This is a genomic window from Streptococcus sp. 343_SSPC (assembly GCF_001072385.1).
Taxonomy (GTDB): domain Bacteria; phylum Bacillota; class Bacilli; order Lactobacillales; family Streptococcaceae; genus Streptococcus.
On the sequence record NZ_JVKU01000016.1, the window covers coordinates 1 to 21,535 of the forward strand.

20 protein-coding genes are annotated in these 21,535 nt (G+C 39.0%); 16 read left to right on the forward strand and 4 right to left on the reverse strand.

Features of this window, described 5'->3' with window-relative positions:
• The first annotated feature begins 100 nt into the window (after positions 1 to 100).
• Genes ADH27_RS03875 through ADH27_RS03885 form a run of 3 tightly spaced genes read left to right on the forward strand, consistent with a single transcriptional unit; the run spans position 101 to position 2,665 of the window.
• The gene (locus ADH27_RS03875; RefSeq protein ID WP_003010129.1) at positions 101 to 1,087 is read left to right on the forward strand and encodes an ABC transporter ATP-binding protein; all 987 of its coding nucleotides are present in this window, start codon (positions 101 to 103) and stop codon (positions 1,085 to 1,087) included.
• A complete protein-coding gene (locus tag ADH27_RS03880; RefSeq protein ID WP_003013825.1) occupies positions 1,084 to 1,878 on the forward strand; it encodes an ABC transporter permease in 795 nt (264 codons plus the stop codon). The genes ADH27_RS03875 and ADH27_RS03880 overlap by 4 nt, the downstream gene beginning before the upstream one ends.
• A 1-nt stretch (position 1,879) precedes the next feature.
• A complete protein-coding gene (locus tag ADH27_RS03885; RefSeq protein ID WP_003013947.1) occupies positions 1,880 to 2,665 on the forward strand; it encodes an ABC transporter permease in 786 nt (261 codons plus the stop codon).
• A gap of 514 nt (positions 2,666 to 3,179) precedes the next feature.
• Here the strand turns inward: ADH27_RS03885 and ADH27_RS03890 are convergent.
• Complete coding sequence (locus ADH27_RS03890) at positions 3,180 to 4,436, reverse strand: MFS transporter (protein ID WP_239681767.1); 1,257 nt, start codon at positions 4,434 to 4,436, stop codon at positions 3,180 to 3,182.
• A gap of 686 nt (positions 4,437 to 5,122) precedes the next feature.
• Between ADH27_RS03890 and ADH27_RS03895 the strand changes: the two genes are divergently transcribed.
• The 3 genes from ADH27_RS03895 to ADH27_RS03910 all read left to right on the forward strand — a co-directional run bounded on the left by ADH27_RS03895 (position 5,123) and on the right by ADH27_RS03910 (position 8,080).
• Positions 5,123 to 5,743, forward strand: a complete 621-nt coding sequence (locus ADH27_RS03895) for a tetratricopeptide repeat protein (RefSeq protein ID WP_048715856.1) — start codon at positions 5,123 to 5,125, stop codon at positions 5,741 to 5,743.
• 983 nt (positions 5,744 to 6,726) lie between these two features.
• Positions 6,727 to 7,014, forward strand: coding sequence for a hypothetical protein (locus ADH27_RS03905; protein ID WP_239681768.1), 288 nt, complete (start codon positions 6,727 to 6,729; stop codon positions 7,012 to 7,014).
• Positions 7,015 to 7,267: 253 nt separating this feature from the next.
• Entirely contained in the window at positions 7,268 to 8,080 is an 813-nt protein-coding gene (locus ADH27_RS03910; RefSeq protein ID WP_048715859.1) for a PrsW family glutamic-type intramembrane protease, read from the forward strand.
• A 44-nt stretch (positions 8,081 to 8,124) separates the two neighbouring features.
• Here the strand turns inward: ADH27_RS03910 and mnmE are convergent, their stop codons facing one another.
• Positions 8,125 to 9,498 (reverse strand): tRNA uridine-5-carboxymethylaminomethyl(34) synthesis GTPase MnmE, encoded by a 1,374-nt coding sequence (gene mnmE, locus ADH27_RS03915; protein ID WP_048715861.1) that lies wholly within the window; start codon positions 9,496 to 9,498, stop codon positions 8,125 to 8,127.
• A gap of 162 nt (positions 9,499 to 9,660) precedes the next feature.
• Between mnmE and rpiA the strand changes: the two genes are divergently transcribed.
• The 9 genes from rpiA to ADH27_RS03960 all read left to right on the forward strand — a co-directional run bounded on the left by rpiA (position 9,661) and on the right by ADH27_RS03960 (position 18,039).
• Positions 9,661 to 10,338, forward strand: coding sequence for a ribose-5-phosphate isomerase RpiA (gene rpiA / locus ADH27_RS03920; protein WP_040803071.1), 678 nt, complete (start codon positions 9,661 to 9,663; stop codon positions 10,336 to 10,338).
• A 126-nt stretch (positions 10,339 to 10,464) separates the two neighbouring features.
• Positions 10,465 to 11,676, forward strand: a complete 1,212-nt coding sequence (locus ADH27_RS03925) for a phosphopentomutase (protein WP_048715862.1) — start codon at positions 10,465 to 10,467, stop codon at positions 11,674 to 11,676.
• A 1-nt stretch (position 11,677) separates the two neighbouring features.
• Positions 11,678 to 12,220: a DUF1697 domain-containing protein gene (locus ADH27_RS03930; protein WP_048715863.1), complete on the forward strand. Its 543-nt coding sequence runs from the start codon at positions 11,678 to 11,680 to the stop codon at positions 12,218 to 12,220.
• Positions 12,221 to 12,233: 13 nt separating this feature from the next.
• Positions 12,234 to 13,043, forward strand: coding sequence for a purine-nucleoside phosphorylase (locus ADH27_RS03935; protein ID WP_048715865.1), 810 nt, complete (start codon positions 12,234 to 12,236; stop codon positions 13,041 to 13,043).
• 17 nt (positions 13,044 to 13,060) lie between these two features.
• Positions 13,061 to 14,323 (forward strand): chloride channel protein, encoded by a 1,263-nt coding sequence (locus tag ADH27_RS03940; protein ID WP_239681769.1) that lies wholly within the window; start codon positions 13,061 to 13,063, stop codon positions 14,321 to 14,323.
• Between the two features lie 410 nt (positions 14,324 to 14,733).
• Complete coding sequence (gene deoD, locus ADH27_RS03945) at positions 14,734 to 15,444, forward strand: purine-nucleoside phosphorylase (RefSeq protein WP_048716249.1); 711 nt, start codon at positions 14,734 to 14,736, stop codon at positions 15,442 to 15,444.
• Positions 15,444 to 16,202 carry a hypothetical protein gene (locus ADH27_RS03950; protein WP_053091436.1) on the forward strand — a complete coding sequence of 253 codons (759 nt, stop codon included), beginning with the start codon at positions 15,444 to 15,446 and terminating at the stop codon, positions 16,200 to 16,202. Before deoD ends, ADH27_RS03950 begins: the two co-directional genes overlap by 1 nt.
• Before the next feature lie 10 nt (positions 16,203 to 16,212).
• Positions 16,213 to 16,944 carry an NAD-dependent protein deacylase gene (locus ADH27_RS03955; protein WP_048715869.1) on the forward strand — a complete coding sequence of 244 codons (732 nt, stop codon included), beginning with the start codon at positions 16,213 to 16,215 and terminating at the stop codon, positions 16,942 to 16,944.
• A gap of 126 nt (positions 16,945 to 17,070) precedes the next feature.
• A complete protein-coding gene (locus tag ADH27_RS03960) occupies positions 17,071 to 18,039 on the forward strand; it encodes a hypothetical protein (RefSeq protein ID WP_048715871.1) in 969 nt (322 codons plus the stop codon).
• A 30-nt stretch (positions 18,040 to 18,069) separates the two neighbouring features.
• Here the strand turns inward: ADH27_RS03960 and ADH27_RS03965 are convergent, their stop codons facing one another.
• Together ADH27_RS03965 and ADH27_RS03970 are read right to left on the reverse strand one after the other, a co-directional pair.
• On the reverse strand, positions 18,070 to 19,002 hold the full coding sequence (locus ADH27_RS03965) for a hypothetical protein (RefSeq protein ID WP_048715873.1): 933 nt from the start codon (positions 19,000 to 19,002) through the stop codon (positions 18,070 to 18,072).
• Between the two features lie 9 nt (positions 19,003 to 19,011).
• Entirely contained in the window at positions 19,012 to 19,920 is a 909-nt protein-coding gene (locus ADH27_RS03970) for a LysR family transcriptional regulator (protein WP_048689847.1), read from the reverse strand.
• Positions 19,921 to 20,061: 141 nt separating this feature from the next.
• On the opposite strand from ADH27_RS03970, the gene ADH27_RS03975 reads away from it, so the two are divergent.
• Complete coding sequence (locus ADH27_RS03975; RefSeq protein WP_048715875.1) at positions 20,062 to 21,429, forward strand: DUF6688 domain-containing protein; 1,368 nt, start codon at positions 20,062 to 20,064, stop codon at positions 21,427 to 21,429.
• Positions 21,430 to 21,535: the final 106 nt, after the last annotated feature.

The window sequence follows — 21,535 nt, forward strand, 5'->3', positions numbered from 1 at the left end:
TATTATTTTACCCATCCCGAAGATTTTAGCTCAATCTTTAGCATTTTGGTAAAGTATGGAAAAAGTACAAGTAAATATATTTTATCGAAAGGAGAGATATATGAGTGAAATAGTTATTAATGCTCAGAATTTATCTAAAAATTTTTATAATTTTGATTCAAGACTCCCATTTATCAAGAGATTTTTGAAACGTAATCAAATAACGATTCGAGCTGTTCAAGATATTAGTTTTACGATTAAGAGAGGGAGTATAGTTGGCTTTATTGGGAGTAATGGAGCTGGTAAATCCACAACGATTAAAATGTTGACTGGGACTCTTTATCCTAGTTCCGGAAAATTAGAAGTGAATGGAGAAATTCCATTTAAAAGAAGTATAAATTTTAGAAAAAAAATTTCAATAGTAGTAGGAAATAAATTACAGTTATTTCAAGATGTTTCGGCTATGGATTATTTTCAATTGATTGGTACTTTATATGAGGTAGAACCGGCGATTTTACAAGAACGAATTCAGGAATTAAGCAATTTGTTGAATGTAAAAGATCAGCTTTACCAGCAGGTCCGGACCCTCTCTCTTGGACAAAAAATGAAAATGGAGTTTATCGCGGCATCTTTAACAAGTCCGGAAATATTATTTTTAGACGAGCCTACTATAGGGTTAGATATACAGTCTAAAAAAGATATCAGAACATTTTTAAAGAAAATGAATGAAGAATGTCATACTACTATTATTTTAACGAGTCATGATATGGATGATATTTCGTCTGTTTGTGACGAATTAATCGTCATTGACAAAGGAAAAATTATTTTGCAGGAGTCAATGGATGTTATTTTATCTAAATTTTCTGATTTTAAATATTTAAAGATAAAAATGACATTAGATTTGGTACCAGAGTTATGCTCTGTTAAAGGAGTAGTAGTCATTTCTCAAACAAAATCGGAATGTATACTAAAAATACCTAGAGATTTTGTCTTTGAGACATTAGAATCAATCAATAAGCTTGTAGATATAGAAGATTTTGAAATATCAAATCTTTCTTTAGAAGAAATTATTTTACAAAACTATTTTACAAAAAAGGAGCACAATTGAAAAAAGAAATGTCTATTATTCTGATATCATTTCGATCTATTTTGAACTATAAATCAAGTGTACTATTGTTAATGTTACAGGCAAGTATACAAATTATGATATCAGTATTTTTATGGACGTATATATATCAGAGTAACCAGATAAATATAGCAGGATATGATTTTACCTCAATGGTTCAATACTATTTGGGGACTATAATTTTTTCATATTTTGTTTTTTATCCAGTTGATTGGGAAATCAATGACGATGTTCATTCAGGAAATTTTTTTAGCATATTAATAAAACCTGTTACTTTTTATAAGTATTATTTTTGTAAAATGCTTGGAGATAGGCTTGCTCATTTATTATTTATCATCATTCCTGTCATTTTATTCTCCAGTGTTTATTACAAGAATGAGTTATTAACCATTGAAATTCTTATTTTAGGAAGTATTGCAATTATTCTATCTATGGTTCTATGGTTTTTAATATCATGTTGTGTAGGTATGCTTTCTTTTTGGTTAGAAAATATATTTTTTGTCCTTACTGTTAAAGAAATAGTAATTCAGTTTTTATCAGGAATATTATTGCCTTTAAGTTTTTTTTCAAATAATTTTCGTCTGTTTTTAGATGTATTACCTTTTAAATACTTAGTATATGAACCGCTTCAGATGTTTAGTAATGATACATATAAATTAATAGACTATTTGAGAATTATTTGTATTCAATTGATTTGGTGCATCATTTTTTATATTATATCAAGATTCATATTGAGAAAAGGAGTGGAGCACTTCTCAAATGTGGGAGGATAAAATGTTTAGAATAAAAGTAATTTTTAGGCTACTTCATTTTGGTTTTAAATCTGATATGAATTTTCATTTTGACTTCTTTTGTGGTCTATTTTCGTCGATACTGTGGATTGGTTTACCTATTGTATTTTTTAGATTGATTTTCTTAAACATAGACTCTTTTAATGGTTGGGACTATTATCAAATTTTATTTTTGGTAGGTTCCTACACTATTGTAGATGGAGTTATGATGGGATTGTTAATTAGAAGTATGGGAATTTTAGAATCAGATATTTTGAGTGGTAACTTGGATCAAATTTTATTGAGGCCGTTTGATACTCAGTTGTTCTATATTTTTAGATCATTTAATTTAGTTCAATTCGTGAATACTTTTTTTGGTCTTGCGATCATTTTTATAAGTTATGGAAATTTAAATGTACATTTAAATTCATTAAAAATATTATTTTATATCCTTTCTTTAATGTGTGGTTGTATTATATATTATTCAATTTGGTTTCTAATAACGATTAGTTCATTTTGGTTCCCAACTAAATTTTCAAAAGTAGATGTATTTTTGAATTATATTGGAATTTCTAAGTATCCATATAATATTTTTACAGGTATTAACAGATTGATCACTATGTTATTTGTTCCCAATTTATTAATTGCCAATCCTGCAGTATTAATATTTTTAGGGAAAGATACATTGAACCTATTTTTCTATCAAATAGTTTTTACAGTTTTTTTGATTATTATCAGTCGTACAATTTTTAGAAAAGGATTGAAAAAATATGAAAGTGCAGGAAGATAAACAATGTTGTTCAGTTATATGTTTGACTAAAGGAAGTGATTCGCTGTACTTTCGGATATGAGCTTGAAGGTGGAATTGCCGGAGTGAGTTTGAAAAAAAGTAAGCGAAATTTTTGACCAAAAATTGACCAAGTAAGTTAGAAAAGCCTTTAAATCAAGGGTTTGAGTCCTGTTTTTCGATTCCTGCAGGGGACATGAACTTTTTATCCTTCGGATTTTCTGATTGAATAGAAATTTCTCTTTCGAGACTTTCCTTAGGTGTAGTTCTATTTAGTTTCTATATTTTTAGTATTCTAAAAGAGATAAAGGAATTAAAGCAAATAAAAGGTAAGTAAATAGATAGACGTAATCTAATTTGAATTGTCTTTATCTGGACTATACATCCGTATCTTGAACAGGTTACTAAAAAGGTGCTAAATTATGAAAAAAGTCCCATTGTTAGTATTTAAAAAAAGACAAGGTGTTTTATCCTTGTCTTTTTCATTTTACGTTTTAGTACTGCTTTTGTTTCAATATCAATAAATGTGTTCTTTTTGGAGTATTCTATATATTCGAGGTAACATTATCATGGTATAGATCAGGAGAGAAACACCTCCAAATATGAATATCAGACCTCCGTTTATGTCCTTTTGAAATAGATAAGTAAATACAATGGTACCTATCGGCATGATAGACGTATTTAGTGTGAACAAAGTACTCATTACTCTTCCTAAATAATTTGTTTCAATACTACTTTGAAGATAGGTCATGACGACAATATTTAGAATAACAAGAGTAAATGCTATAATTCCCATAAATAAACCGCCAACGGAAGAAATAATCACTTGGGTGTTAGTAGTTGCAAATGTAATACCCAAACCAACGATGGCGATGGTTAGAAGAAAAAGTGGAATGCGAATTCTATTAGAGAGAAGTGTGTTATTTTCTTTTTTGTCTGGCAGTAGTGACATCGACACACTGGCTAATAACATTCCAACTGCAGACATTGTTTCTAGGATACCTACTGTTGCATTATCTAATAAGAGTTGCTCTTTGACTACAAATGGTACTCCAATGCTAATGGAAGTATAGAAAAAATTCAGTACAACACTAACAAGAATAATATATTTGACAATCTGATTTTCTTTTAAGAATTGGATAATTTCTCTGACCCCGTGTTGATGCTTTTCATTCTGTTTAATCTTGACTTCTTGCTCTTCGTGTTCATAGAAGAATTTCATGGTAAGTAAGACACCTAAAGAAAGGAGGTTTGCAATGATTTCTATGAGAATAAAGCCTGAGAAGCCTAACCAATTATAAAGAATGACTCCAATAGCTGGGGAAAGCATGGTTGCGATAGCAATGGCAGCTTGTGTAACAGAGCTTAATCGTTGAATTTTTGTATCATTTACTAACTCGTGGATAGAGGCTGAATAACAAGTATCATTGATGTTAACTGTAATAGAGTGGAGTATGACAAACGGGATTACGAGGTATAAGATAGTAGATGAATTCGTTAAAAAATAAAAAGCATAAAACAGAAGAAAGATTATAAGCCTAAAGATAAAATTATAAATTAAGATCTTTTTATGACGGTATCGGTCTACTAAATTACCGATTGGAACCAAGAAAATCAAACTAACTAAAGGATAGATGATCATATTGATTCCAAAACTCATTGCCGATTTTGTTTGGTCCAGTAACATTAATCCTAAAGCGAAATTAAAAGCTTTTCCACTTAAAGAACTAATAAAACTACTAATAAAGTCTTTGATGATTTGTCTATTAGACATTTTATCACTTATTAAATTCTTAATATTAACCCCCTCCATTCGTGTCAACATTGATTCGTTTATCTAGTCCTATTCAATCAACCTGTCTTGTATGGTAATTGGAATATTAGATAGACTATAATTTTTGTTAATTAAGATTTTACCAATTATACTAATAAAAGTATATTAAAAAATGTAAAAATATAGTATTTATATTTACTAATTATATTTCTCTCTTGCTTTGACATTATCCAAATTGATAACTTTATACGTACCTCTTCTAAAATAGGATATATTTTACAATCGTTAAAGGATTTCAAAATGAAACAGATTGATTTATTTTGCTTTTTATAGGCTTTAAATTTATTCCAGATGTTGATACTATTTATCATAAAACTTGACACCGCTTTCAAGCGGGAGTACAATAATATTGAGGAAAAGATGGCTTATCTCTTTTATTTAGGAGGTGTCAGATATGCAAATCTATTTTATTTATTCTATTTTCTTTCTATTATCACTTGTAGTTCTAGCTTATCTTATTAAGTTACTCATAGCTCATTTAAAAAGAAACTAAGTAACATTTTGCCTAAATAGTAGTTATTTGGGCTTTTTGTTACACTTTAGCATAGTGGATTAAAGTGTTTAGCACATTCTTGTAGAGTGATTTTATTTTATGAAGGTTGTTTATAGTTGAAAGGGGAAAATAGATGGTCTCTAAAATTGATACAGCTTGGGACTTGTTTCTGGAGGGAAAAACATCAGAAGCTAAAAAGTTGGTTGAACAAGATTTTTCCATTGATACCTGTACAGATTTTAGCCTTTTAAATCTGATGGGGTATTTATTATTGGCAGAAAAAGACTATGCCTTGTGTACCCGTATCTTTGAGAAATACATTTTATTAGCTCAACAAAATGAAGATAAAGAACATGAACACATTGGATTACATCAATTAGCTATGATCTACAGAGATCAGGGTGTTTTTCATAAGGCTTTAAAGCTCATTGAAGATGAAGAGAAGATAATTGAAGAGTATTTTCCCAATGATAATCTAAAGAAAGCTGTGAATAACTACGAACAAGGTTATGTGAGATTGAAATTAAACAACCTTGATGAAGCTCTTACATTCATGAATCTGTCATTGGAACAATCTTTAGAGACTGATGATGTGATTTCTCAAGCTTGTAGCTATAGAGGGTTAGGTGAAATCTATTTAGCCTTGGAAGATACGGAATTATCCAATAGACATTTCAAACGAGCTATAGAACTTTTCGAAAGTGTTGGAGAGTTTGAAGGGATAAAGGAAATTGAGGAATTGATTAATCGATGATTTTGCATTTAGATTTTGTCATTAGTTTGCTTAAATAAAAAGTTTTAATATGCTATAAATCATGTATTTGATTAAGGGAGATAAGATGAGAGGTTGTGCTAGAAATGGAATTTCTATTTATTTTAATTATTTATATACCTTCTTTCTTTTATTTAAACTGGAAGGATAAGCCTAAACAAAAAAATAAGTCCTTTTGCTATCTTTATAAGTTTTACATGATTTACTTGTGGTTTATCCTCATAATTTCCATAATGGCTATCGGTATTTTTTCCCTTGGGGTACTAGCTGTTAGAGGCGAAATACTTACGTTAGGTTTCTTTGTTTTATCTTTTTTAGGTGTAGTTCTATTTAGTGTTTATATTTTTAGTATTCTAAAAGAGATACAGGACTTAAAGCAAATAAAAGGTAAGTAAAAATTAACTAAGAGAACTAGCTAAATAGCTTAAGTAAAATATAACACGGCTATGATTCATGAGCCGTGTTTTTGTATGAATGTACAATTGAAAAATTTTTAATTTTCACTTAAATAAAGTACATAATTGACAATGATTAGCACAAAAAAAATTTTTTGGTTACTAGAAATCGTAGAAGTTCCGTGACTAATTCTTGAGCCTAAGGCACTTTTTTCACAGCGGAAAGTCTCTACAGAAAATAAATTAGAAATGTTTTATAAAAAGGAGCTTATCCACCTTCTAAAGAAGCTCGTGAATGTGAGTTAATTTGTAAATTTAAAGTTAAAAATAGATGGAATGTCTCCACATAATGAATTGATTTTTGAAGAAGGAAGGAGTAAAATGTAGTTAATATAATGACTGGTTAGGGATAAATAAAACAAGGCACAAAAAGGCACCTAATCGGTGCACACTTTTTCAAGTTGGATACTGACAAAGCCTTATTTTAACTTGCTGTGTTGTTTCGAATGGTCACAAAACGTATTTTTTTGTATGATATAACAGAATATTTTAAAAATGAAAGGGTTTTCTATGGAAAGTGATGTGTTTTTTGATTATTACTTAAAATCACTTAGGTTTTATTTTCGTGATAGGTGTGAGGATATTGGATTTATAAAGTTTTTTAAAGATGAAAAGAATAGTTTTATTACCATAGAGGATTATGCTTTAGAAGCATTTGTAGTATTGTCAAATATTTTGAGTAAATATAGAATTGTGTTTTCTTGTGGAATTATTTATAGTAAGGGGGTAGTTACTGGAGTAGAAGTGTGTATGAATGTATCAGAGTTAGAAAGATTAAATAAATTATTTAAGATATAGTTTTGAAGAATATTAAAAAACATAAGGGAATTCGTTTACGTGGGATGTGTGGAGTGGTAGTATTAATGTTTCCTAGTTCTAGAGCTCTGTTGTTTTGAATGGTCCCAAAATGCCTTCAATAATTTGCAGTCACCAGCAATCTCTATTACCCGTAGCCATTTATTGTTTTTTTAAGCTTTTATTGTTACAATATCCATATAGACAAAAAGACTGGGATTCCAGCCTTTTTAATTGTTTTAAAGAAAGGTTTTTTATGAAACGCAAATCGATTTTGTTTCTATTCTTATTCTTGCTCTCGATTGGTCTAGCCTATGAGACGCAGTCTATCACAGCTGGTTGGATGACAGGCAGTCAGTATGGGATCATTGGTATCTCTGTCCTCTTGCTCCTAGTTTATGCGATTCCTGCTGTTTGGGCTCTCTTTCATTTCGCCAAGAAGTGGAAGTTGTCTTGGATTCCGGTTCTTTTTTCTCTCCTAGGTGGGGGCTTTATCGCAGGTTGGTTGTCTAGTTTTGCCAACACTTATTTCCACGAGATGATTCAAGCGGTAGCGCCCAATAGCGACTTTTGGAACCAGTATGAGAGTGCGATTGCAGGCCCCCTCTTTGAGGAACCCTTCAAGTTGATTCCGATCTTCTTTGTCCTCTACTTGTTCAATGTGCGTCGGATCAAATCTATCTTCCTTTTAGCGATTGCATCTGGTCTTGGTTTCCAGATTGTGGAGGACTTTGCCTATATCCGTCAAGACATGCCAGAAGGCTTTTCTTACGCAGTATCTGGTATCCTAGGTCGGATCATGAATGGGGTCGTATCACACTGGGTCTACACAGCCCTCTTCATGGTGGGTCTCTACTTGATCGTTCAAGCTACAAAAGGTCGCAAGGAGTTGATGCTGACGGGTTGGTTCTATTTTGTATCTGGTTTTGGCCTTCACTTTGTTGGCAATTCACCATTTGGCCAAATCGAGACAGAACTCCCTCTCGCCATTCCATTTTTGACAGCAGTCGGACTCTTCTTGGTCTACCAAGCCTACCTCACTGTTCAAAGTCTGGACCAAGGAAATTAAGAATAGAAAAATCGTATGTTTGCAACATACGATTTTTTTGATGGTTATTTTCCAAGACAGAACTGACTGAAGAGTTGGGTGATGAGCTCGTCTGGAGCGGCATCCCCTGTGATTTCGCCAAGGATTTCCCAAGTGCGGGTCAGATCGACTTGGAGCAGGTCCACTGGCATACCCATGGCCAGGCCTTCGTTGACTGCTTGGAGGCTTTCAACAGCTTTCTCAATGAGAGAGATGTGGCGGGCATTTGAGAGATAAGTAGCATCTTGCTCGACCAGGCCAGCATTTTCGAAGAAGAGGGCATTGATTCGGTCTTCGATCTGGTTGATATTTTGGTTTTTCAGAACGGAAATCTTGATATGATCGGCAGGAATCTCGTCCAACTCGATTTGCTGCGGGAGATCGACCTTGTTGAGGAGGATGATGCGGTTGCTATCTTGAGAGATTTCAAGGAGCTGGCGATCCTGATCGGTCAAGGGTTCACTGGCATTGAGGACCAGAAGGACCAGGTCGGCTTCTTTAAGGGCTTTGCGAGAGCGCTCCACACCAATGCGTTCGACGATGTCCTCGGTCTCGCGGATCCCAGCCGTATCGACCAGCTTGAGAGGAACACCGTTAATGTTGACGTATTCCTCGATGACGTCTCGGGTGGTCCCTTCGATATCGGTTACGATGGCTTTTTCCTCACGCAGGAGGTTGTTAAGAAGGCTAGACTTACCGACGTTTGGCCGGCCGATGATAGCAGTAGAGATCCCTTCGCGGAGGATCTTACCACGACGAGCTGTCTTGAGGAGATTGCTCAAGAGGGCTTCAAACTCAGTGGTCTTCTCACGGATGATCTCAGTCGTTGCTTCCTCGACATCGTCGTACTCAGGATAGTCGATGTTGACTTCGACCTGAGCCAGGGTATTGAGGATCTCTTGGCGCGTGTTGTTGATGAGATCAGAGAGGGATCCGTCCAACTGTTTGACAGCGATGTTCATAGCCTTGTCAGTCTTGGCGCGGATAATATCCATGACCGCCTCAGCCTGGGTCAAATCGACACGACCATTGAGGAAGGCCCGCTTGGTAAATTCACCTGGCTCAGCAAGACGTGCCCCCTCGCGGATCACCAATTGCAGGATTTCATTGGTCACCGCAATCCCACCGTGAGTATTGATCTCGATAATATCTTCGCGAGTGAAGGTCTTTGGTGAACGCATAGCTCCGATCATAACTTCGTCGAGGATCTCATCCTTATCTGGATCCACGATATGGCCGTAGTTGAGGGTATGGCTATCCACGCTGGTCAAGTCTTTTCCTTTAAAAATCTTTTGTGCGATTTTAAAGCTGTCTGTCCCGCTCAAGCGAACGATTCCGATAGCCCCCTCACCGAGCGGAGTCGAGATCGCAGCGATAGTATCAAATTCTCTAGTAATCATGTATCTTCTCTTTTCCTGTGTATTCTCTTCTATTCTATCGTAAACTAGCAAGAGGGGCAAGATATTGCTTTTAGAAGGAGAGGTTGAAAAGGTTTTCAGTTAACTAGTGAAATCTGTCGGCCAATATGCTATACTAAATATGAATAGAAATGGAGGTCTATGATGGTAAACCTAAAAGAACAGGTTGGCATTAAGGCGGCTGAGTTTGTTACTGACGGCATGATTGTCGGTCTTGGTACAGGGTCAACTGCTTATTATTTTGTGGCTGAATTGGGACGTCGCATCAAGGAGGAAGGCTTGAAGATTACTGCTGTAACGACCTCAAGCGTGACCTATGAACAGGCAGAAGGTTTGGGAATTCCTCTCAAAGCCATTGACGATGTAGAAGTGGTAGACTTGACCGTAGATGGTGCGGATGAAGTAGACCCAGCTTTGAACGGGATTAAAGGTGGGGGCGGTGCCCTCTTAATGGAGAAAATCGTTGCGACCAACTCAAAAGACTGCATCTGGATTGTCGATGAGTCTAAACAAGTGGAGACGCTTGGTGCCTTTAAACTGCCGGTAGAAGTGGTTCAATACGGAGCAGAGAATCTTTTCCGTCATTTTGAGAAGAAGGGTTATTCACCAGCTTATCGTGAGAAAGATGGCCAGCGCTTTGTGACCGACCAAGGCAACTTTATCATTGATTTGGATTTGAAAGTGATCCCAGATGCTGAAGCCTTAGCAGAAGAGTTGGACCGGACTGTCGGTGTTGTCGACCATGGTCTCTTCTTAGGAATGGTTTCTAAAGTCATCGTAGGGACACCAGAAGGTCCAAAAATCATTAGCAAATCACTTTAAAAAGGGCATTTTGTCCTTTTTTCTACGAATATGAAACTTATTTATAAAATTTTATATGAAAGCGTTACATTTTCAAAAATTTGTGTTATACTGTATTCAGTTTAAATTATAAAGGAGACATTCAAAATGCCAAAATTTAATCGTATGCATTTAGTTGTATTGGATTCAGTAGGGATCGGAGCAGCTCCAGATGCTAATAACTTTGTCAATGCCGGTGTACCTGATGGCGCATCTGACACACTTGGACACATCTCAAAAGCAGTTGGTTTGAATGTACCAAACATGGCAAAGCTAGGTCTTGGAAATATTCCGCGTGAACAACCTTTAAAGACTGTACCTGCTGAGAGCAATCCAACTGGTTACGCAACGAAGTTAGAAGAAGTCTCTCTTGGAAAAGATACTATGACAGGTCACTGGGAAATCATGGGCCTTAATATTACAGAACCGTTTGATACTTTCTGGAATGGATTCCCAGAAGAAATTATTACTAAGATTGAAGAATTCTCAGGTCGTAAGGTCATCCGCGAAGCTAACAAACCTTATTCTGGTACAGCGGTCATCGATGACTTCGGACCACGCCAAATGGAAACTGGCGAGTTGATCATTTATACATCAGCTGACCCAGTTCTTCAAATCGCAGCTCACGAAGACATCATTTCTTTGGATGAACTCTACCGTATCTGTGAATACGCTCGTTCTATTACATTGGAACGTCCTGCTCTTCTTGGACGTATCATTGCTCGCCCTTATGTAGGGGAGCCAGGAAACTTCACACGTACGGCCAACCGTCGTGACTTGGCTGTTTCACCATTTGCTCCAACTGTTTTGGACAAATTGAACGAAGCTGGTATCGATACTTACTCAGTTGGTAAGATCAGCGATATCTTCAACGGCGCTGGTATCAACCATGATATGGGCCACAACAAATCAAACAGCCACGGTATTGACAACTTGATCAAGGCTATGAACTCAGAAGACTTTAAACATGGCTTCTCGTTCACTAACTTGGTAGACTTCGATGCCCTTTATGGACACCGTCGTGATCCACACGGTTACCGTGATTGCTTGCATGAGTTTGACGAACGCTTGCCAGAAATCATCGCTGCTATGAAAGAAGATGATCTCTTGATGATCACGGCTGACCACGGAAATGACCCAACTTACGCTGGTACAGACCATACGCGTGAATACATCCCATTCTTGGCTTACAGCCCATCCTTCAAAGGAAGTGGCTTGCTCCCAGTTGGACACTTTGCAGATATCTCAGCTACAGTGGCGGACAACTTCGGTGTTGAGAAAGCCATGATCGGTGAAAGCTTCTTAGATAAATTGGTCTAAGATGACGCGTTTTGCCTTACTCGTAAGAGGAATCAATGTTGGCGGCAAGAATAAGGTAGCCATGGGGGATCTGCGTCAGCAATTGACGGATCTAGGCCTCGGCCAAGTGGAAACCTACATCAATAGTGGCAATATCTTCTTTACGACGGATCTTCCGCGGACTCAATTAGTGGATGGGCTGTCGACCTTCTTTGGGAACCATTATCCCTTTATTGAGCGCTTTTCTCTCCTGAGTCGAGAAGACTATGAAGCAGAATGTGCGAACTTACCGGAATGGTGGACAGAAGAGATGGCTCGTAAGGATGTCCTCTTTTACACCGAGGGTTTGGGTAGGGAATCCGTAGAAGAGAAGTTGCTGGCTTTAGATTTAGGAGAAGAAGTGCTCCACTTTGGCAAGCTAGCGGTTTTCTGGGGGAAATACTCAGAAGCAAGCTATGCTAAAACGGCCTACCACAAACATCTGATGAAGATGCCTTTCTATCGCCAGATGACTATTCGCAACGCCAACACCTTTGACAAAATCGGTGCATTACTTAAGAAATAATAGGAGGAACATAATGACATTATTAGCAAAAATCAATGAAACAGCAGCATTTTTGAAGGGCAAAGGAATCGAAGCTCCTGAGTTCGGTTTGATCCTTGGATCAGGTCTTGGAGAATTGGCTGAAGAAATCGAAAATGCAGTTGTAGTAGACTACTCCGAAATTCCAAACTGGGGTCAATCCACAGTAGTCGGACACGCTGGTAAATTGGTTTATGGTGATCTTGCTGGACGTAAAGTCTTGGCCCTTCAAGGACGTTTCCACTTCTACGAAGGAAACCCATTGGAAGTGGTGACTTTCCCAGTTCGTGTCATGAAAGTTTTGGGATGTGAAGGGGTTCTTGTCACCAACGCTGCTGGTGGTATCGGCTTCGGTCCTGGTACCTTGATGGCTATTACTGACCACATCAACATGACTGGTCAAAACCCATTGATCGGTGAAAACTTGGATGATTTTGGTCCACGTTTCCCTGATATGTCCAAAGCTTACACTCCAGAATACCGTGAGACTGCTCATCAAGTAGCAGACAAATTGGGTATCAAATTGGATGATGGGGTTTATATCGGTGTGACTGGTCCTACCTACGAAACTCCAGCTGAAATCCGTGCGTATAAGACTCTTGGAGCAGATGCTGTTGGTATGTCAACTGTTCCTGAAGTCATCATTGCGGCTCACTCTGGTTTGAAGGTTCTTGGTATTTCATGTATTACCAACTTTGCTGCTGGTTTCCAAGAAGAGCTCAACCACGAAGAAGTAGTAGAAGTGACAGAGCGCGTCAAAGGCGACTTCAAAGGATTGCTAAAAGCGATTCTTGCTGAATTGTAAGAACCTTGGAAAGAATTGTGAGATCTCTTCAAACAATTCCCTATAAACGAAGACTAGTCCTAGCAGCTTGTCTGCTAGGGCTCATTTCGGGTTTAGCGGGTATCTTTCTTCATTACCTATTAGAATTGGTGGAAGGATTGGTTTTTGGTCGTTCAGAGCACCAGTTTGGCTTTTTGACAGATGGAGTTCCGACTTCACGGATTTGGCTCAGTCTGTTTCTTGTTGGTGCCAGCTCAGCCTTGGTCTGGTATCTCCTACAGCGAAAGGGAAATATTCTCTCTGTTAAGGGCCAGATGAAGGAGGAATTTTCCCATCATCGTCTTCATTTCTGGAAACAGTTGCTCCATTCCACCTGGCAAATTATTGCCGTAGGAGCTGGTGCACCAGTAGGAAAAGAAGGAGCACCCCGGGAGATTGGGGCCTTGTTGGCGACTCCGCTTGGACGAGCACTAGACTTATCGTTTCAGGACCGCATGTTTCTGATTGCTTGCGGGGCTGGCGCAGGCTTGGCAGCGGTCTACCAAGTGCCACTTACCAGTGTCTTTTTTATCTTTGAAACCTTGGGGCTGGCATTTTCGATAAAACGCTTTGTCTTGGCTGGGATTACCACTTATGTGGCTGCTTATACGGCAGGTTGGGTCATTTCAGACAGAGCCCTCTATCAAGTGACTGAAATAACTTGCTCCCCTACTGTCTTATGGCATATGCTTATTGGAATAGTCATCCTTACTCCAGTCGCCTGGCTCTTTGCCCGTTTCACAAAGAAGGCATCCATTTATCGAATTAAGGACAAACGAATTTTCATCACTTTGCCATTAGCATTTGTTTTCCTAGCTGGTCTAGCAAGCTTTCAGCCCCACCTGCTTGGAAATGGGCGGATGATGGCTCAGGAGATTCTCAATGGGGCCACATGGCAGACGATTCTACTCCTGTTTACCCTAAAAGCTCTAGTCGTTCTGCTTACCTTTTGGGCAGGTGCCTATGGAGGGACTCTGACGCCTTCCTTTGCACTGGGAATGGCAGGAGCAGCCCTCATCTCTTTGGTACTTGGTGTTGGAAATACTCCAGCTTTCTTTCTCCTAGGTTCGGTTTGCTTTTTGTCAGTGACCTTAAAAGCTCCCTTATCTGCAACTGGCTTGGTCCTTGGGTTTACGGGACAAGGGTTAACAGCTCTACCCTATCTCTTGCTGACAGCTTTTCTAACTGTTGGTTTCTCCAAAGGATTGGATCATCTCATGGGGAAAAAAATCAAGGAGTCTCCAGTAGATAAGATTCAGTAGTTTTTATATAGGGGATTTATCCTACAAGCTAGATGAAACCTATCTTCTTATGGTATAATTTAACTAAGCATATAAGGAACCAGGCTTGTTGGGGCTGGAATAAACCTCACTTTTGATGCCTGGCCTCTATGATGAATCCAGAAAGCTAGAGTTTGTGTTGCGATGTAAACATGAGCGGAAAGCTTTTCAAAAAAATACACACAGAAAGGTAGAGCATGTGTTCTGATTTGAACACGAGCGGAAAGCTCTCCTAATTACTCAATAAAAAAAGAAAGGATGGGTTTACCGTATTCGCTGAACTGAATACGGGCGGAGAACTGTGTAAAAAAGATAAATCCTCCTAGATGCAGTGCATCTTTGTCGGATTTCCTATTTTTACTTTGTTCTCTGTCGCCCTTTATATCTTAATTATGTCTATCCATATTGCTGCTAAGCAAGGTGAAATTGCTGATAAAATTCTCCTTCCTGGAGATCCTCTTCGTGCGAAATTTATTGCTGAGAATTTCCTTGAAGATGCTGTTTGCTTCAACGAAGTTCGGAACATGTTTGGTTACACGGGTACCTACAAGGGTCACCGTGTATCTGTTATGGGTACTGGGATGGGGATGCCATCTATCTCGATTTATGCGCGCGAGTTGATCGTGGACTACGGCGTGAAGAAATTGATTCGTGTGGGGACAGCTGGTTCTTTGAATGGCGATGTTCACGTCCGTGAATTGGTCTTGGCACAAGCTGCCGCAACCAACTCAAACATCATCCGCAACGACTGGCCTCAATACGATTTCCCACAAATCGCTAGCTTTGATTTGCTAGATAAAGCCTACCACATTGCCAAGGACCTTGGCATGACCACTCACGTCGGTAATGTCTTGTCTTCTGATGTCTTCTATTCAAACTACTTTGAAAAGAACTTGGAGCTTGGTAAATGGGGCGTGAAAGCTGTGGAAATGGAAGCGGCGGCTCTTTACTATCTTGCTGCTCAACACCATGTGGATGCCCTTGCCATCATGACCATTTCTGATAGCTTGGTTAATCCAGATGAGGATACGACTGCAGAAGAACGTCAAAATACTTTCACAGATATGATGAAAGTTGGTCTTGAGACCTTGATAGCAGACTAATGACAGAATACCTTCATGATGAATGGCTCTACGACCTTCAGACCTACCAGTATAGTCGGGCCCTTCAGTCTGCTAAGAAGCAGCTAGGCGTGCCAGAGCTGGTCTTGACCTTATTGCAGTTAATGGCGGAGCGTCGAGAGCTCAATATCCAACCAATCATGAACCAAAAGTTGAGAACCGAGTTGCTAGATGCAACTGGTTTTCAGCTTTTTTGGCATGAGGACCCAGAAGAGGAACAGTTGGCGAACTACCTTTACGACTTAGAGGCCAAGCTTCGCAACAATCAGATCATCGACTTCATTCGCGCGGTGAGTCCTGCCATTTACCGAATTTTTATGCGCTTGATTGAGATGCAGATCCCAGATATTGCAGACTACATCCACAACTCAAAGGAGTCCAGCTATGACCATTGGAAGTTTGACAAGATCCGGGCCTCTGAAAATCCAGCCTTGCAACAATTCCATAGTGAGAGTGCGGTCAATTCGTCTAGTTTAACGGAGTTGATCTTGCTCTTGGACTTGCCGGATTCCACCAAGGATGCGGCTAAGCAACTGCGGGAGTTGGAAAAATCTGTCCGCAATCCTCTGGCCCACTTGATCAAACCCTTTGATGAAGAGGAACTCCACCGGACGACTGGTTTTTCTTCCCAGCATTTTATGGAACTCTTGGTGAGCTTGGCTAAGGAGACGGGGATTGTTTACCGGCGAGAACCTTTTTACTTTGACCAGGCCAATGCTGTTATCGAGGCACTCTTGTAAGGAGGAAGACATGGATAAACTGAAAGAGTTGCAAGAAATCATTGATCAGAGTCAACGGATTGTCTTTTTCGGTGGGGCAGGCGTCTCAACAGAGTCCAATATCCCTGATTTTCGGAGCTCTGATGGTGTTTATAGCGTCACCTTAGGGCGCCATTTTACAGCAGAGCAACTGGTCTCTCATACCATGTTTGAGCGCTATCCAGAAGACTTTTTCGACTTCTATAAGAAATACTTGCTCTATCCAGATGCCAAGCCCAATGCAGCCCATCGCTATCTGGCTTGGATGGAAGAAACTGGTAAACTCAAAGCAGTCGTGACGCAAAATATTGATAGTCTCCATGAAATGTCAGGGTCTAAAAAAGTCTTGAAACTCCATGGTAGTGCCGACCGTAATTACTGTACGAGTTGTCAGCGATTTTATGATTTAGAGTCCTTTCTAGCTTTGGAAGGGCCTGTTCCACTTTGCCTGGACTGTGGCAAGATCGTCAAGCCGGATGTAACCCTCTACGAGGAACCTCTCGATATGGACGTCTTTAGCCAAGCAGCCCAAGCCATCCATGAAGCTGATCTACTTATTATCGGTGGTACCTCCCTCGTCGTCTACCCAGCAGCCAGCCTGATCCAGTATTTCCAAGGGGAGAAGCTGGTCGTCATCAATAAGACCAGTATCCCACAGGACAAGCAGGCAGACCTGGTCATCGAAGGGAAAATTGGCCAAGTGTTTTCGAAATTAAGACAATAAAAGAACACCTGAGAGAAGTGGAAACCCACTTGTTACAGGTGTTTTTATTGATTATGCTCTCATTAGCAAGTCTATAATAATGAGGGTGATTATGATATAATGAAATAAATTTCCCAGGAGGCGAGTATGAAGAAGGTGAAGTTAAAAAAGAGATATATCGTCCTTAGTTTGATTGGTCTCTTAACGATGGGCTATTTCGCTTTTCGCTATTATATTAGACCGGATTGGTTTGATTCAAAGCACATCTATCATAAGGTTTATAATTATAAGGCCAGTGATGTCAAACCTCAAAAGAAGGTCATCCAAGATATTAACATCGAATTTATCTACGATAAAGATGTTGAGAAACCTTCTGATGGTCAGTGGGAAGAGTCCACAAGAACAGATGTAAGATTATATGATAATGATTCAGTATTACATGTAACCTTTACTGATAAAAGTAAAGCAACCATTCCAATCTTTACCTCTAGAAGCGGTCCGGCTTTTAGTAAGGAAAGTATCGATTCACGACTATTAAAAAAACTATCTTATCGCTTTCCTGAATTGCATGTGAATGAGAAAAGAAGTACGATTGAACTTGGCTCTGTCTTGATGCTCTACCAAGGCGATACCTTGTTTCAAATTCCTGAAGCAAGTACAGAGATTCAGTTTCAACTGAAGAATCCGAAGACAGGAAAATTGCAAACCTATTATCAGTATGGCGGTGCACCAGATTTTAATTATTTCCGCCCGGTATTTTTTCTACAGTATCAATCAAACTCAACAGCAGAGAATCAAGCATTCTTTGATGATTATGACCCTTCAAAAGAATTAAATTATTGGGATACACGCTATGATTTGGGTTCCAATACGCTAGATGTGAAGCAAGATTATTCTTTCTATAATTTATTTTATTCAAATCAATTCTCAAATCTTCCAGTCGGTATTAGTACAACCGGTGACACCTTTAAAACAACGATTACTGAAACCTATGTTATAGAGGATGTTTATGGAGGAGATAAGGCGGTCAAAGTTTTATCAAGGTCAAAAACCTATACGGACAAGATGACCTTTACCACTGAAGTTCTTGATAAAAAACTAAACAACTCCAGGTAGCCAATTGAGCTATCTGGAGTTGTTGTGCGTTTAAGGATATATTTCTTCAATTGTGTTAAGAATATCTTCCAACCCAATGATACTTAGTGTATCAGAAGTCTTGTCTAATGATGGAGAATCACGATTAAACCTTAAGGAAGCTGTCTGCTCTTCAGTTTCTTTCCGAGGTGTATCCTTGATCATTTCTGGCAGTTCTGAAACAACTGTTTTGAATACTTTTTTTGGATCATTCTTGAATTCTTTTTTTAGTTGGTCTTCACGATCATTTATTTTTTTGTTCAGCTCGTCCATATCTGGAGGTGACCATTTATAACGGATAAGAAAACGGAAAGCAGAAGCATCAGCTTGATAGAATTCCAGAGTATAGGTCATGGATGAGTCCCAATAGGCATCAGCAATGGCCTTTTTCTCCTCATCAGTTGGAGTATAATAAGGGGAAATATTGGTCCAGTTAGAATTTAGTTTACCATATATTTCTGTTTGGAGGTTCGTTTTCAGATAGTTAGCAAGTAGATTCTCTCCTTCTTTTCGAACTTCCTTAAATACAGTTCTATTTGAAGGTGTGGTGAAAGAAGATTCTGCTTTGGTATCTGAAAAACGATCTTTATAACTGAGTTTGTACTTGGTATTTGGTTTTCCCGCGAACCAGAGGGTGTTCTCTCCTTCTGAGTCGTTTTCAAATTTCAAAATACTTTGTTCCTTGTTATCTTGATCCAGGATTTTAATATCATCTAAAGATACTCGGTTGATTCCTTCGATACTAAATGTTAATGAATACCTATTTTCGGCTTCTTTATCTTCCTTTAATGGATACTCAGAATCAAAATAGCCATTAAAATCAGAACTCAAGGTAACTTGAGGGGGGATTTCGAATAGAGTCGGAATAGGATGAACATTAAAAAAAGCAATCAAACCAATAACAAGAGCTATACTGATAAAAATAAGGGTTTTCTTTACCTTCATAATCCCTCCTTATTTATCAAACTGGACTTCCTCAAGTAAGTATTCGATAAATTTTTCACCCATCTTAGAGAGGCTAGCTTTCTCATGTTGGATGTAGACCAGCTCGATCGGGTCATCGATATCTAGTGGGATGGAAACGATATTGTCTCCGTTGAGGTTGCTATTAAGGATCCCGGTCGCAATGGTGTAGCCGTCCAGACCAATCAAGAGATTGAAGAGGGTAGCACGGTCACTAACGACGATAGACTTCTTGTGATGCTCTTGGGAGAGGATTTCTTCTGAGAAGTAGAAGGAGTTGTGGGTCCCTTGGTCGTAGCTGAGATAAGGGAAGTCTTCTAGATCTTCTAATTTCACCACCTCTTTGTTAGCTAGAGGGTTGGTCTTGCTGACGAAGATATGAGGTTGGGCAGTGAAGAGGTGGGTTGCCTTAAGGTGGCTATCATCCAGCATTTTGGAGAGGACATCTCGGTTATAGCCGTTAAGGAAGAGGACACCAATCTCACTGCGGAAGTTCTTGACGTCATCGATGATTTCCCAGGTTCTGGTCTCCCGTAGGAAGAGCTCGTATTTCTCCATATCGCTTTTCTTGAGCAGAGAGACGAAGGCTTCGACTACGAAGGCATAGTGCTGGGAGGATACGCTAAAGAGCTCCCGGTTGGCTACTGGGTTTTTATAGCGTTCTTCTAAGAGTTGGGTCTGCTCGACGACTTGACGGGCATAAGAAAGGAACTCCATCCCATCCTTGGTCAAAGTGATTCCTTTGGGATTACGGATGAAGATATCAATTCCCATTTCTTTTTCCAAGTCCCGCACAGCATTGGACAAACTTGGTTGGGTGATGAAGAGTTGCTTGGACGCCTCATTCATAGAGCCTGTTTCGACGATTTTGATAATGTAATGTAATTGTTGGATTCTCATGCTTATATTTTAACATACTTTTGACAGAAAATCCCAGCTAGTATCAGTCTCTAGAAGGATTTTTCCCTATAAAACAGGTTTAGAATTGAAGGATTGATTGTAGCTTGATAGAATGATGACAAATAGTGCTTAGGAGGCTTTATGAAAAGAATTGCTCAATGGTACAAAAAATGGAATCAGGAACTGGAGACCAAATTTTTAGCCAGTTTAGTAAAGATAAACTTTATGACCAATTTACTGACCTTTCTTGGTTTGTACGTCTTTCTAATCCTTGGTAGCTTGCCAGGAAATATCCAATCTTTGGGTTTCTGGAATGCTATTTTTGGAGTCGCAATATACAGTGTTACAATTCTTGTTCATGCCCTAGTAGTTAGTTATTTTGTTCCCAATATCTTTGTGATTCTGTATGCTATTTCTCGTTGGTCTACGATACAGGCCCAGACCTTGGAAAAGGAAATGGTCGGTGTCTATGATGAGAAAGAAGAGGAAAAAATTAAACGAAGGGTCAATAATCGCAAGTACTTTGTAATACTTTGGATAGGAGTCTTTGGCTGTATCATGGAATCCTTCGTCATCTATCTAGTAAAGGATTTGACAAATTATGATTGGACCAAACAGCTCATCAATGAGCAGAAGCATACCATGATTTGGTCGGAGGCTCTCCCGACGATTCTTACTTTAGCACTGATTTCCTTCCTAGCTCTGGTCATCTATTCTTACCGAGATGCCAATTCCTTATCTCCACTTTTAAATATCTTTTGTATTAGTGGGATATTGATGGGATTGGTATTGTTAGGGGTGTTTGACATCCAGTTGCAAGTCATCGGTTGTCACACGGTCTTCTTGTTGGTTTTTTCTATTAGTCTCCTGCGGACCAGGATAAAGGAGTGGGAGGGAGCTGATCCCATTAAGGCCTATGACAATCCGATTCTCCAGCGCTTTCACCTGATCCTCCACCAATCCAAACACTGGCCTTGGTTGGCAGTCGTCTTTGCCCTCCCCTTGTTAGCGCTATTGGTCATGATCCTCATGCTCTTTGGTCAACGTCCTGATAGCTTGGTCAAGGCCTGGACCAATACGGCAGATTGGACCTTCTCGGAAAAGATCCCTCCTCAGAATCTCATCATGGATGAGCACTATCTCTGTACGGTTGCGGCTGGTGGCCATAAAAAGGTGGTCAAGCCCCAACGGATGGGAGTCCGGCATGGTCATCCTGTTGTGGTGAATCGCCAGCTCTGTATTGCCAATGCCTTTGAGCAGGTTCTAGAAGAAAAAACGCCACGTTTCCATCGCTTCCTGCGTCGTAATTATGACCGCTATGGCTACCCCTTTGCCAAACATATCAAGAAGAAATGGGCCATGGACCTGATCTATTACCTAATGAAGCCCCTGGAATGGATCTTCTTGTTGGTTCTCTACTTGGTTGATCGCAAGCCAGAAAATCGCATCGCTTTACAGTATATCCCACCGGTACCAGAAGGGTTTTCTCCTGAGACAGATGGGAAATGAGCGGAGCCATCGGGCTTCTACTTGACAAGCGACAAGGAGAGCGATATAATGAGACAAATTTAACCTTTAAGGGGTCCAGAGAGGCCTGCAAGGAAAGACAGAAAAA